General features: G+C 37.4%; 14 protein-coding genes. 13 read left to right on the top strand and 1 reads right to left on the bottom strand.

Annotated elements, in window-relative coordinates:
- From EQ827_RS06505 to EQ827_RS06480, 6 genes are all read left to right on the top strand, one after another.
- Positions 1 to 660, top strand: a 660-nt coding sequence (locus EQ827_RS06505) for a methyltransferase domain-containing protein (protein WP_181190186.1), incomplete at its 5' end; no start/stop codon positions are given.
- 27 nt (positions 661 to 687) lie between these two features.
- The gene (locus EQ827_RS06500) at positions 688 to 1,443 is read left to right on the top strand and encodes a Stp1/IreP family PP2C-type Ser/Thr phosphatase (RefSeq protein ID WP_181190185.1); all 756 of its coding nucleotides are present in this window, start codon (positions 688 to 690) and stop codon (positions 1,441 to 1,443) included.
- Positions 1,436 to 3,382: a Stk1 family PASTA domain-containing Ser/Thr kinase gene (gene pknB / locus EQ827_RS06495; RefSeq protein ID WP_181190183.1), complete on the top strand. Its 1,947-nt coding sequence runs from the start codon at positions 1,436 to 1,438 to the stop codon at positions 3,380 to 3,382. The genes EQ827_RS06500 and pknB overlap by 8 nt, the downstream gene beginning before the upstream one ends.
- 4 nt (positions 3,383 to 3,386) lie before the next feature.
- Complete coding sequence (rsgA, locus tag EQ827_RS06490) at positions 3,387 to 4,286, top strand: ribosome small subunit-dependent GTPase A (RefSeq protein WP_181190182.1); 900 nt, start codon at positions 3,387 to 3,389, stop codon at positions 4,284 to 4,286.
- Positions 4,273 to 4,947: a ribulose-phosphate 3-epimerase gene (gene rpe / locus EQ827_RS06485; protein WP_181190181.1), complete on the top strand. Its 675-nt coding sequence runs from the start codon at positions 4,273 to 4,275 to the stop codon at positions 4,945 to 4,947. Before rsgA ends, rpe begins: the two co-directional genes overlap by 14 nt.
- Positions 4,934 to 5,581, top strand: coding sequence for a thiamine diphosphokinase (locus EQ827_RS06480; RefSeq protein ID WP_181190180.1), 648 nt, complete (start codon positions 4,934 to 4,936; stop codon positions 5,579 to 5,581). The genes rpe and EQ827_RS06480 overlap by 14 nt, the downstream gene beginning before the upstream one ends.
- A gap of 72 nt (positions 5,582 to 5,653) precedes the next feature.
- Here EQ827_RS06480 and rpmB read toward each other — a convergent pair whose 3' ends face one another.
- On the bottom strand, positions 5,654 to 5,839 hold the full coding sequence (rpmB, locus tag EQ827_RS06475) for a 50S ribosomal protein L28 (protein ID WP_045922495.1): 186 nt from the start codon (positions 5,837 to 5,839) through the stop codon (positions 5,654 to 5,656).
- Between the two features lie 189 nt (positions 5,840 to 6,028).
- On the opposite strand from rpmB, the gene EQ827_RS06470 reads away from it, so the two are divergent.
- The 7 genes from EQ827_RS06470 to EQ827_RS06440 all read left to right on the top strand — a co-directional run.
- The gene (locus EQ827_RS06470) at positions 6,029 to 6,394 is read left to right on the top strand and encodes an Asp23/Gls24 family envelope stress response protein (RefSeq protein WP_181190178.1); all 366 of its coding nucleotides are present in this window, start codon (positions 6,029 to 6,031) and stop codon (positions 6,392 to 6,394) included.
- A 15-nt stretch (positions 6,395 to 6,409) separates the two neighbouring features.
- Positions 6,410 to 8,080 carry a DAK2 domain-containing protein gene (locus EQ827_RS06465; protein WP_181190176.1) on the top strand — a complete coding sequence of 557 codons (1,671 nt, stop codon included), beginning with the start codon at positions 6,410 to 6,412 and terminating at the stop codon, positions 8,078 to 8,080.
- Between the two features lie 72 nt (positions 8,081 to 8,152).
- Entirely contained in the window at positions 8,153 to 10,180 is a 2,028-nt protein-coding gene (gene recG / locus EQ827_RS06460) for an ATP-dependent DNA helicase RecG (protein WP_181190175.1), read from the top strand.
- Positions 10,181 to 10,194: 14 nt separating this feature from the next.
- Entirely contained in the window at positions 10,195 to 11,199 is a 1,005-nt protein-coding gene (gene plsX / locus EQ827_RS06455; protein ID WP_181190174.1) for a phosphate acyltransferase PlsX, read from the top strand.
- 26 nt (positions 11,200 to 11,225) lie between these two features.
- The gene (gene acpP, locus EQ827_RS06450; protein WP_181190173.1) at positions 11,226 to 11,468 is read left to right on the top strand and encodes an acyl carrier protein; all 243 of its coding nucleotides are present in this window, start codon (positions 11,226 to 11,228) and stop codon (positions 11,466 to 11,468) included.
- 33 nt (positions 11,469 to 11,501) lie between these two features.
- Positions 11,502 to 12,197, top strand: a complete 696-nt coding sequence (gene rnc, locus EQ827_RS06445; protein WP_181190172.1) for a ribonuclease III — start codon at positions 11,502 to 11,504, stop codon at positions 12,195 to 12,197.
- A gap of 56 nt (positions 12,198 to 12,253) precedes the next feature.
- Positions 12,254 to 12,834, top strand: a 581-nt coding sequence (locus EQ827_RS06440; RefSeq protein ID WP_181190171.1) for an AAA family ATPase, incomplete at its 3' end; no start/stop codon positions are given.

The raw sequence follows: 12,834 nt of genomic DNA, 5'->3' as shown, positions 1-12,834 counted from the left end.
TGGTTTGACGCTGGTTATTGGACTATTCAAGATGAAAGTGCCATGTTAGTAACTCCAGCTTTACAGGTAGAAAAATCTGACCGTGTCCTTGACGCTTGTGCTGCCCCTGGTGGTAAAACTACTCAAATTGCTAGTGAATTAGGACCAAATGGTCAAATCACTGCTCTAGATTTGCATGCGAAAAAGCTGCACTTAATTGAACAAAATGCACATCGCTTAGGTGTGTTTGAGCGTCTGCAAACTCAAGCCTTAGATGCACGTCAGGTGGGAGAGAAATTTTCAGAAAATTCTTTTGACAAAATTTTAGTAGATGCTCCGTGTTCAGGTTTAGGTTTAATGCGGCGTAAACCTGAGATACGTTATACCAAACAAGCAATTGATATTAATAAATTGGCTGCTATTCAGCTAGCAATTTTAGAAGCAGTTGCACCTTTATTAAAACCTCAGGGACTTTTAGTTTATAGCACTTGTACAATTTTAGAAGCAGAAAATCAGCAAGTAATTACGCAGTTTTTGCAGCGGCGACCAGATTTTATTTTACGGCCTGTTAAAACTCATTATCCTTTAGCAGAGATTCATCGCAGAAATTTTGTGCAAATTTATCCTGATGATTATACAACTGACGGCTTTTTTATTGCAGCTTTACAAAAAATCAAATAACGAATAATTCTTCAATTGAGGTATACAATGGATATTGCTTTTAAAACTGACAAGGGTCAAAAACGTCAAACTAACCAGGATTATGTTCAAGTCTATCACAATCAAGCTGGTATAGTCTTTGCAGTAGTAGCTGATGGGATGGGCGGCCATCGTGGGGGCGATGTGGCTTCTGATATGGTAGTTAATCACTTTGGCCAAGAATTTGAAAAAAATAATTTACATGATATCAAGGAAATTTCCCACTGGGCGAACGATTTATTAACAGAAGAAAATCAGCGAGTAATTAAAAAGTCACAACAGCAAAGTGAATTATCTGGTATGGGAACCACTATTGTTGGCGCTTTTATTTTTCCTACTCAAGTGCTGGTAGTTAATGTTGGTGATAGTCGCTGCTATTTATTAAATCGTGATAATTTTCGGCAGTTAAGTTTTGACCATTCTTTAGTAAATGAATTGTTAATTTCAGGAGCTATTACGCCCCAAGAAGCCAAGCATCACCCCAATAAAAACATCATTACGCAAAGTCTCGGAGTTTCACCAGAAGTTAGTCCTACCTTTGGCACTTTTGATTTGCAAAAATATGATCAAATTTTATTATGCAGTGATGGCTTATCAAATATGTTAGATGACGAGCAAATGGCCCAAATATTACGTCAACCACTTACTGCTCAGCAAAAATGTGAATTATTAATCAATCAGGCTAACCAAGCTGGAGGTTTGGATAATATAACTGCTTTAGTCATTGAATTGCAGGCTAATAGTGAGGTGGCCAGCGATGATTAATAAGGGCGACTTAATTGATAATCGCTACCTTATCTTAGATACTTTAGGAGAAGGCGGTATGTCAAATGTTTATTTGGCTGAAGATACTTATTTGCATCGTCGCGTTGCTTTAAAAAGCTTACGCTCCGATTTACAAAATGATGAACAAATACGTCTGCGTTTTCAACGTGAATCACAAGCCATGAGTAAACTATCTAGCCCTTATATTGTAAATATTTTAGACGTAGGCGATGAAAATTTACCCTATATTGTTATGGAATATGTACCTGGTGGTAGTTTAAAGGAATACATTAAGGAACATTTTCCTTTGCCTTATCAGCAAGTGGTAAATTTAATGGAAGAAATATTGCAAGGAGTAGCTGTAGCACATAAACATGGGATTATTCATCGAGATTTAAAGCCACAAAATGTAATGATAACTCCTCAAGGACATGCTAAAGTGGCTGACTTTGGCATTGCTTTATCTCAAGGTGAACAATCGATTACACAATCTAACTCCACAATGGGTTCAGTCCATTACATGGCTCCTGAGCGTGTACGGGGGCAACAAGCAAATGTACAGTCAGATATTTACGCTTTGGGGATTATCTTATATGAAATGTTAACCAAAAAACTACCGTTTGATGGTGAAACTTCATTAGCTATTGCCCTGAAGCATTTTAATCAAGCGACACCCAGTATGCGTCAAGCTCAGCCGGAAATTCCTCAAGCTTTAGAAAATGTGGTCTTTAGAGCTACTGCTAAAGATCCTAAAGAGCGCTATGGGAGTGCTTTAGAAATGGCGTCCGATTTAAAAACGGCTTTAAGTCCGCACCGTGCTCGAGAGGCGGTTTTTGTACCAACAGCTTTAAGTAATAATGATACTGAAGAAACTAAAGTGATTCCTCAATTAGTGCAAGGACATTCTTCCCAAAAAAATAATGCTGCTCAATCAAAAAAACATTCTAAAAAACATAAATTTTGGTGGTTATTATTAATTTTATTAATTATTATAGCAGTTATTGGAATTTGGCTTAGTTGGGGAAAAGAAGTTACAGTACCTGATGTTACCAATTTAAGTCCTAGTCAGGCTCAAGCAGTGCTGAATAACTCACAGCTCAAAGCAACCATTGGTGCCAATGAATATAATGATAATGTAGCTAAAAACAATATTATTCGTTCCATTCCACCGCAAGGAACACACTTAAAATCGGGTTCGAAGGTTAAATTAATTCGAAGTTTAGGTCCGAAATTGCGAGAAGTTCCGAATGTGGTTGGTGATAATTATTACGCTGCACGCCAAGAATTATTAGCCCAAGGTTTTAAAGTGAAGCGCCTAAGTCGCTATTCTAAGCAAGTGGCCGCCGGTACTATCATCAAACAGACACCCAAATCACATAGTAGAATCGTTCCTACCAAACAAACAATTCATCTAACTGTTTCTCTAGGACAAAAAAATTATAGTTTTATGGTTAAAGATTTAACAGGCTATAATTTACGTGGAGCTCAAGGCTATGCTAATGAGCAGGGATTGCAATTAATTGTTAAAAATGTGCCTTCCAATACTGTCGATAAGGGCTTAGTAGTTTCACAAAGCCCTGTAGCGGGTACTAAAGTCTTGCGCGGAGATTCCTTAGTAATTAATATTTCGAGCGGCAAAGTTGATCCTATTGTGCATAACAACCAACCTGTTAAAGAAAATTCAAATAATAACCAGTTGCAGACAATTAATAAAACTATTACTTTGCCCTATAATGATCAGGATAATCATGCCAATAATCAAATTCAAATTTATATAAAGGATGCCAATCATAACCTTAACGAGATTTATAAAACTATGGAAATCGATTCTGAAACTCAAGTAACAATTCCTTTTCAGTTAGCCAAGGGACAAATTGGACAATATCGGGTAGTAAGAGATGGCGCCACCATCGATTCAGAAAGTGTAACCGCAGGTTAAAAATATGCAAACAGGAAAAATCATTAAATCTAATAGCGGTTTTTATGATGTACAAGTTGCCAATCAGCAAGTCGTGCGTACTCGTGCTCGTGGCAATTTTCGTCAAAAAAAAATAAAACCCATTGTTGGTGATTGGGTAGAATTTGAAAATGATTATTTGTTACGAATTAAGCCGCGAAAAAATGAAATTGAGCGTCCTTTAATTGCTAATGTTGATCAGGCATTAGTGGTTATTACAGCAACTCAGCCTCAGTTTTCGTCTAATTTGCTAGATCGTTTTTTAGTAGTATTAGCATCACAAAATATTCAGCCTTTAATTTATTTAAGCAAATTGGATTTGCTTACCAGCATTCAACAAGCTCCGATATTAAAAGTCTTAAAATACTATCAAAATCAAGGTTACCAAGTCTTCACTGCAGTGGATAGAGAACAAAAGTTAATGACTGCTTTGGCTGATAAAGAAACCGTTTTGGCTGGACAAACTGGGGTGGGCAAAACTACTCTATTAAATCAACTTCTTCCGCAGTTGCATCTGGCGACTAATAGTATTTCTACCAGTTTAAATCGTGGTAAACACACTACTAGGATAGTAACTCTTTATCCCTACAAGCAAGGTTTGATTGCTGATACACCGGGTTTTTCTTCATTAAATTTAACTAAAATAACCCGTGAGCAATTGCCCCAATTATATCCCGACTTTTTACAATATAGTTCTAATTGTAAATATCGTAGTTGTGTGCATTTAAATGAACCACAATGTGGTGTTAAACAAGCAGTAGAACAAGGACAGATTTTAACGAGTCGTTATCAAAATTACTGCCAATTTCAGGCGGAAATTGCTCAGGAACGGCCGGTATATTTAAAAAATGATAAAAGAGGTAAAAAGAATAATGCCCAAAAATAATTTAGTTGCACCTTCAATTTTAAGTGCGGATCGGTTAAATTTGCAACGTGATATCCAAGCAGCAGCGGCCGCGGGAGCCGACTTATTTCATATTGATATTATGGATGGAGTTTTTGTTCCTAATTTAACGTTTGGGCCTGATTTTATTAAGTCTATTCGCCAAATAACTTCTGTACCCTTAGATACTCATCTCATGGTACAAACACCAGAAAATTATCTGAATGCTGTCGTACAAGCAGGTGCCAATTTAGTTAATGTTCATGTTGAAAGTACCAAACATATTTATCGGGTTGTACAAAAAATCCATGAATTAGGTGCCCAAGCAGGAATTGTTTTGAATCCCGGCACGAGCGTTGCTAGTGTCTTGCCTTTATTAGAAATAGTCGATAATGTCTTAGTAATGACAGTTAATCCGGGCTTTGGCGGTCAAGAATTCATTGATTCCATGACTCTTAAAATTCAACATTTAGCACAACTACAAAAAGAGCATCCATCTTATACGTATAGTATTGAAGTGGATGGTGGTATTAATAATCAGACTATTAAGAATTGTCAACAAGCAGGTGCCAATATTTTTGTAGCTGGTTCTTATGTCTTCGGGCATGATTTGCAAGCGCGCATTAATAACTTAAAGCAGGCGATTATCTATGAAGAAAGTTAACCTTTTACTAGGTGGCACACCTAGTAATCTCCCTAATTTAACAACCGTTACAGGCGATTGGATTGGTGTTGATCATGGAACTATCGAATTATTGGATCAACATATTACTCCTTTAATTAGTGTAGGGGACTTTGACTCCTTAAAAACTCTAGAACGTCAGCGAATGGAACGAGTTGTTAGTGATATTCGTTATTCTAATCCGATTAAAGACTATACAGACTCTCAAATGGGTGTCCAAGTGGCTTTAGAAGATTTGCAAGCTGAGCAAGTGGACATTTATGGGGCTACCGGTGGACGAATTGATCATGAGTTAGTTAATATTTTTTTACCTCTGGATTTAACTTTAGGGGGCAATATTCGAAAAATTCGTCTCATCGACCGTCAAAATATTATTTCTTATTTCACAGCGGGCAAATATGAAATACACCATATTACATCTATGAAATATCTGGGCTTTTTTAATTTGACACCAGTTAAAGAGCTGATGATTGCTGACGCAAAATATCGTCTGCCAGCCACGGATTTTAACCGGCCAGTGTCGCTGTCAAGTAATGAGTTTGTTCAACCTACGGTTCATTTTGCATTTACAGAAGGTGTAGTTGCAGTTATACAAAGTAAAGATGCAAGCAAATAAAATTTATCTCTTCATATAAAAATAAAAAACGACTAACAATACAATAGTTAGTCGTTTTTTATTTGCTATTATTTAGACGCGGGTAACTTTTCCCGATTTTAATGCGCGTGCAGAAACCCAAACACGTTTAGGCTTGCCATCGACTAAAATCCGTACTTTTTGTAAATTAGCTTTCCAAGAACGCCGTGATGAATTCAAAGCATGGGAACGCTTATTACCAAAGCGAGTTCTACGTCCAGTGATAATATCTTTTGCCATGGGACAAAACCTCCTTGTCCGACTTAAAATTTCTTTTTATGAACACTTAAATATGTTACCATCTACAATTAGAGAAAGCAAGCAGGAATTAAAGTAAAATTACTTGACAGGTCTCAGAATGCTGCTTTCACATTTTGATGTGCTATGATAAAATCTAGTAATGATACGTGAAGAATAGGGGTGTAAGTTTTGGCAGTATCTATTCAAACCAAGTATGGCAATATTGATATTTCTAATGAAGTGATTGCATCAATTGTTGGCTGTGCAGCAACCGATATTTACGGCATTGTCGGCATGGCTAGTAAAAACCAGCTGCGTGATGGCTTTAATGATATTTTAAAACGTGAAAACTATACCAAAGGTGTTGTTGTCCGTCAAACTAAGACAGGGACAATTGTGGATGTTTATATTATTGTTGGTTATGGTGTGAAAATTTCAGAAGTGTGCCGTAATGTCCAAAGTAAAGTTAAATATAGTTTGGAGACTTTACTCGGTGCACCGACAGCTCATGTTAATGTATATGTACAAGGCGTCAAAATTTTAGAAGAGGATTAACTGGAGGAATTTCAATTGTCAGTTAACGTAATTACTAATAACGAATTTCAAGATATGATTCGCATGGGTTCACATCGTTTGGGACAAAATGCTAAATTTGTGAATTCATTAAATGTTTTCCCGGTTCCTGATGGCGATACTGGAACTAATATGAATTTAACTTTTCAATCAGGTTATCAAGCCGTAAATGAGTCAACTTCTACTAAAGTTGGTGATTTGGCCCAAGCCTTATCAAAGGGATTATTAATGGGAGCTCGAGGAAATTCTGGAGTTATTACTTCGCAGATTTTTCGTGGATTTGGTAAAAAGATTGTCGATAAAGAAACTTTGACTGCTCCAGAACTTGCGGAAGCACTAGTAGCTGGGGTTAAAACAGCTTATAAAGCTGTAATGAAACCTGTAGAGGGCACAATCTTAACTGTGGCTAAGGGTGCTGCTCAAGCCGCTGCTGCAGTTGCTGAAAACAATGATGATTTAACAGCTGTAATGTCAGCTGCTGTAAATGGTGCTAAAAAAGCTTTAGCTACTACGCCAGATTTATTACCCGTTTTAAAAGAAGTGGGCGTGGTAGATTCTGGTGGTCAGGGTCTAGTCTTTATTTATGAAGGTTTTTTGGAAGCTTTAGGCGGAGAAGTTGATAATAATGATCAATACCAGCCCGACGAAGCCGAAATGGATGAAATGGTCAGTGCCACTCATCATCAGGCTGTCCAAAATCAATTTAGCAATGAAGATATCCAAAATGGTTTTTGTACTGAAATGATGGTTACTTTAGGAGTTAATGCTACTAGTGATGATCCTTTTGATTATGAAAGTTTTCGTAATTATTTAGATGGGATTGGTGATTCCTTACTGGTGGTAGCCGATGATGAAGTAGTGAAAGTCCATGTCCATACTCAACATCCGCAAAAAGTCTTTAGTTACGGACGTAAATTTGGTTCTTTGGCCAAAATTAAGATTGATAATATGCGGATTCAACATGAGACTATTGTTGAAGACCAACCCCAAAGCCAAGTAGAGCAGCCACAATTAGATTATGGTGTAATTGCGGTCGCTTCAGGAGCAGGACTGGAAAAACTTTTCAAGAGTTTAGGTGTCACTTCTATTATTAGTGGCGGTCAAACTATGAACCCTTCCACAAAAGATATTGTTAATGCTATTGAACAAAGTAATGCCAAAAGAGTTTTAGTTTTGCCCAATAACGGCAACATTGTCATGGCTGCTAAACAGGCTAGCCAAGTGGTTAAAATTCCAACTGCCATTGTTCCTAGCAAATCCATTGCTCAAGGCATGACAGCTCTTTTATCTTTTGATATGACTGCCGACTTAGAACAGAATCAAGAAAATATGACAGAAGCTTTGAGTACAGTCAAAAGCGGCCAAATTACGACTGCAGTGCGTGATAGTGAAATAGGTAATTTAAAAATCAAAAAAGACGATTTGATTGGTTTAGTAGACGGCGATATTGTGGTCAGTGGCCAAGAAATTATTCAAATCAGCCAAGATTTAGTAGCTAAAATGGTTGATGCTGACAGTGAAGTTGTAACCATTTTAATTGGTGTGGACGGCAACCAGGATACTGCTGAACAAATTGCTCAGCAAATTGAAAATAATTTTCCTGATTTAGAAACTGAAATACATCATGGCGATCAGCCAATTTACCCTTACCTAATTGCCGTAGAATAATCTAAAAATTTAGTGAACTAAAAGGATGGTCCCAATTTTTGGACCCATCCTTTTTTAGCAAGAGGTGATAAGATGTCTGAATTGTTCCAATCTGTGAGTTATTTAAACGGCGTAGGTGCTAAAACCCAACAAGCTTTAGCTGATCTAGGCATTGTAACAATTCAAGATTTACTTTATTATTTTCCCTTACGCTATGAAGATCTTTTATTAAAATCTGTTGCTGAAGCTATTGATCAAGAAAAAATTGTGTTAAATGGTGTTGTGGCTAGTAATCCTGTTTTGCGTCGCTTTGGCTATAAAAAAACTTTACTTGTTGTTCGCTTATTACTAGATAATGAAACAATCCCGGTATCTTTTTTTAACCAGCCATGGCTGCAGGAAAAATTTATTGTGGGAAAACAAGTATTAGTTTATGGGCGTTGGAATGCGGATAAACGTTCTTTAACTGGTATGAAGGCTTTATCTACCACTAATTTTTCTAAAGAAAGCTTAGATGCTGTTTATCCTACGAACAAAAAGTTACATCAAAAAACTTTAGTCAAGTTGATTCGTCAGGCCGTAACCAAATATTCTGATCAAGCTTTAGAGATTTGTGATTCCGATTTACGGAGGAAATATCATTTATTAACGGAAACGCAAATTATTCAGGGGATGCATTTTCCTCAAACTTTAAAACAAGCTCAAGCAGCACGGAGAAGTGCTAAATTCCGTGAATTATATCTTTATCAACTGCGTTTGGCTTATTTAAAGCAGCAAGATCAAAATAGTTCCATTGGTGTACGTGAAAACTACAATGAAGAATATGTTCAACAATTTGTTCAACAATTCGGTTTTGAATTAACTCAAGCCCAGCAACGTGTGCTAGGGGAAATCTTACAAGATATGAAATCTCCACAAGCTATGAATCGCTTACTGCAAGGCGATGTTGGTAGTGGGAAAACTGCGGTGGCTGCTACGGCTATGTTTGCAGCAGTTACTGCAGGTTATCAAGCGTCGCTAATGGCACCCACAGAAATTTTAGCTCAACAGCATTATTTAAAATTATGTCCCTTATTTGCTCAATTTCAATTGACAACAGTGCTATTAACCAGTGCCTTAACCCCAGCACAACGAGCCCAAGAACTTTCCAAAATTAAATCTGGCCGGTATAATATCATTATTGGGACGCAAGCGCTTTTTCAAACTGATGTGAGCTATCAGAGGTTAGGATTAGTAATAATTGATGAGCAACATCGTTTTGGCGTAGAGCAAAGACGTTCCCTGCGCCAAAAAGGCCAGAGTCCGGATGTCTTATTGATGACGGCTACTCCGATTCCTAGAACTTTAGCAATTACGTATTATGGGGAAATGGATCTGTCCATTATTGATGAACTGCCAGCAGGCCGGAAGCGCGTGGAAACTTTTTGGCTGCGGTTTAATAAGATGGATCAAGTACAGCATTTCTTGAAATTACAATTACAGCAGCAGGCGCAAATTTTTGTTATTGCCCCTTTAATTAGTGAATCAGAAAAAATGGATCTGCATAATGCTGAAGAGATTTATCAACAACTGCAACAAGAATTTTCGCAATATCGAATTGCCCTCTTACATGGGCAAATGGGTGCTGACCAAAAAGACACTGTAATGCAAAATTTTCAAGATCGACAAATTGATATTTTAGTATCAACGACTGTGGTAGAAGTCGGCGTTGATGTTCCCAATGCAAGTGTCATGGTGATTTATAATGCGGACCGATTTGGATTATCACAGCTGCATCAGCTGCGCGGACGTGTTGGCCGGGGATTACGGCAATCTTATTGCATTTTACTTGCTGATCCTCATAATAAAACTGCTATTGAACGTTTGCGAATTATGACACAAACTAATGATGGTTTTAAGCTAGCACAAAAAGATTTACAATTACGAGGATTTGGGGATTTATTTGGTAACAAACAATCAGGAATTCCAGACTTTAAGGTGGCTGATCCTCTTGCAGATGAACCAATGTTACTGACAGCCCATCAAGAGGTTCAACAGCTATTTGCTTCTGATCCTTCCTTAACACATCATTTGCAATTACGGACTTATTTGCAGTCGCAGCAGCTGGATAATTTAGATTAATGAGAGGTAAAAATATGAAAATAGCAGTAGATACTATGGGTGGAGACCACGCACCTGAAGTAATAGTTCAGGGCGTAGAACGTGCGCGCGATCAATTTGATGATTTACAATTTTTACTTTTTGGCGATGAACAGCAGATTAAACACTATCTCACCAATGAACAGCGTATTACAATTGTACCCACCCAAAGTGTGATTTTAGGAACTGATGAGCCGATGAAAGCCATTCGTCAAAAAAAGGATTCGTCTATGGTTCAGGCAGCTCAAGCTGTCAAGAAAAACGAAGCTGATGCCTTATTCTCTTTAGGAAATTCCGGAGCTTTATTAGCCGCAGGGATTTTTATTGTGGGCAGATTAAAAAACATTGCTCGTCCTGCTTTAATGCCTACACTGCCAGCAATGAAACTTAAGCAAGGTTTTAATTATTTAGATGCGGGTGCTAATGCTGAAGTTAAGGTGAATTATTTAACGCAATGGGCCATTATGGGTTCATTTTATGCCCGTGAAGTAAAGGGGATTAAGCAACCTACAGTCGGCTTATTAAATAATGGCAGTGAATTTGATAAGGGTGACAAACTTCATCAAGAGGCCTACCAAGCTTTGAGTCAGATTAAGACAATTAATTTTATCGGTAACGTTGAAGCTGACGGTTTATTACAGGGTGTTGCTGATGTAGTAGTGACCGATGGTTTTACAGGCAATGCAGTTTTAAAAGCACTGGAAGGTAGTGTGAAAACTTTAATGTCACAGCTTAAGCACACTTTATTGAATAATGGACTGCGGGCTAAAGCGGGAGCTTGGTTGGCCCAACCAGCATTAAAGAGTATTAAGACTACTTTTGACGTGGCTTCTTATGGGGGAGCTGTATTAATGGGGGTTAAGGCCCCTGTTGTGAAATCTCACGGTGCCTCAGATGCTCGGACGGTATATTATGCTTTAGTCCAATTAAGAATGATGTATAATAAGGGAATGCTGCAGCAAGTTATTGAATATTTTGATCAGCAGCAAACTAATCAATAAATTAACAATTAATGGAGATGACTCAAATGACAGAAACAGAAGTTTTTGCAAAGATTGCTCAATTATTAAGTGAACGTTTTGATACAGATGTTAATAAAATTACTATGGAAACAAATTTTCAGGATGATTTACAAGCAGATTCAATTGATATGGTAGAATTTGAACTAGAACTAGAAGATGATTTCGGTGAAGAAATACCTGATGAAGAAGCTGCAACAATTCAAACAGTAGGCCAAGCCGTAAAATATATTACGGCTCATCAAAAATAAAGATATTTAAACTAAAAGTGGAAGGAATTAGTCGTGGTTGATCAAGAATTAGTTAATCTGCTCAAGGAACGTTATCAAATCGTTTTTAAAAATTTAGACTTACTGCAGGCTGCCTTAACCCATTCTTCTTATGCTAATGAACATCAAGAGCTGCATTTGTCAGATTATGAACGTTTAGAGTTTTTAGGTGATGCAGTATTAGAATTAAATGTATCAGAGTACATTTATAAAAAGTTTTCCCATCTCACAGAGGGTCAATTAACTAAATTACGAGCCGATATTGTCTGCACAGCCAGTTTTTCCGAATTTTCTCGTGAAGTGGGTTTTCCAAAATATATTCGCCTAGGAAATGGTGAACAAAAAGCTGGCGCTCGAAATCGGAATACATTACTTGAAGATGTTTTTGAAGCGTTTAATGGTGCTTTATATCTCGATCAGGGCAATGAGGCAGTTGTTAAATTTTTGCAGCAAACTGTTTATCGTCATATTGATGCTGGTGAATTTAGTGATGAGAACGACTTTAAAACCGAGTTGCAAGAAGAACTGCAGGCTAATGGTGATGTCGAGATTGATTATTTGGTAATTGGTGACAGTAACGAAGACAATCCGAGCTTTACTGTTCAGCTGGTTGTTAATGGCGCAAGGTTAACAACCGGTACTGGTCATAGTAAAAAGGCAGCTGAACAACAAGCTGCCCATCGGCAATTGTTAAAATTGCACGCAAAATAAATTATCGACAGTGAAGAGGATGAAATCAGAACATTCTCAGAATAAGAGGGATGTTTTTGGCATTAAAATCATTACAGATTAACGGATTTAAATCATTTGCTCGATCAATGACTTTAAAATTTGACCCTGGGATTACTGGTATTGTTGGTCCTAATGGCAGTGGTAAAAGTAATTTAACAGAAGCATTACGGTGGGTAATGGGCGAACAGTCTGCTAAAAGTTTACGCGGCGGTAAAATGGAAGATATTATTTTTGCAGGCAGCGATAGCCAGCCTCCCTTGAATCGTGCTGAAGTTATTTTAAAGTTTGATAATCGTGACCGCCAATTAAATATTGACCGTGACGAAGTCGAAATTCGACGTCGTCTTTTTCGCGGTGGTGAAAGTGACTGTCTTATTAATAACCAAAAAGTACGTTTAAAAGATATTGTTGATTTATTTATGGGTTCCGGTTTAGGAAAAAATTCTTTTGCAATTATTTCTCAAGGAAATGTTGAAAAAATTTTTAATAGTAAACCCCAACAGCGCCGATTTATCATTGAGGAACCAGCTGGAGTTGCTAGCTTTAAATTAAAAAAACAGCAAGCACAACAGCAATTAGAAAAAACGGATGCTAATTTACAAAGAGTGAGTGATAT

The sequence above is a fragment of the Bombilactobacillus bombi genome (genome assembly GCF_013607485.1).
Classification (GTDB): domain Bacteria; phylum Bacillota; class Bacilli; order Lactobacillales; family Lactobacillaceae; genus Bombilactobacillus; species Bombilactobacillus bombi_A.
Note: the sequence above shows the minus strand (reverse complement) of the source record. Positions and strands in the feature narration are given on the sequence as shown.

Coding starts and splice junctions, on each gene's coding strand:
- EQ827_RS06500 (WP_181190185.1), top strand. CDS start 688: ATGGATATTGCTTTTAAAACTGACAAGGGTCAAAAACGTCAAACTAAC.
- pknB (WP_181190183.1), top strand. CDS start 1,436: ATGATTAATAAGGGCGACTTAATTGATAATCGCTACCTTATCTTAGAT.
- rsgA (WP_181190182.1), top strand. CDS start 3,387: ATGCAAACAGGAAAAATCATTAAATCTAATAGCGGTTTTTATGATGTA.
- rpe (WP_181190181.1), top strand. CDS start 4,273: ATGCCCAAAAATAATTTAGTTGCACCTTCAATTTTAAGTGCGGATCGG.
- EQ827_RS06480 (WP_181190180.1), top strand. CDS start 4,934: ATGAAGAAAGTTAACCTTTTACTAGGTGGCACACCTAGTAATCTCCCT.
- rpmB (WP_045922495.1), bottom strand. CDS start 5,839: ATGGCAAAAGATATTATCACTGGACGTAGAACTCGCTTTGGTAATAAG.
- recG (WP_181190175.1), top strand. CDS start 8,153: ATGTCTGAATTGTTCCAATCTGTGAGTTATTTAAACGGCGTAGGTGCT.
- plsX (WP_181190174.1), top strand. CDS start 10,195: ATGAAAATAGCAGTAGATACTATGGGTGGAGACCACGCACCTGAAGTA.
- acpP (WP_181190173.1), top strand. CDS start 11,226: ATGACAGAAACAGAAGTTTTTGCAAAGATTGCTCAATTATTAAGTGAA.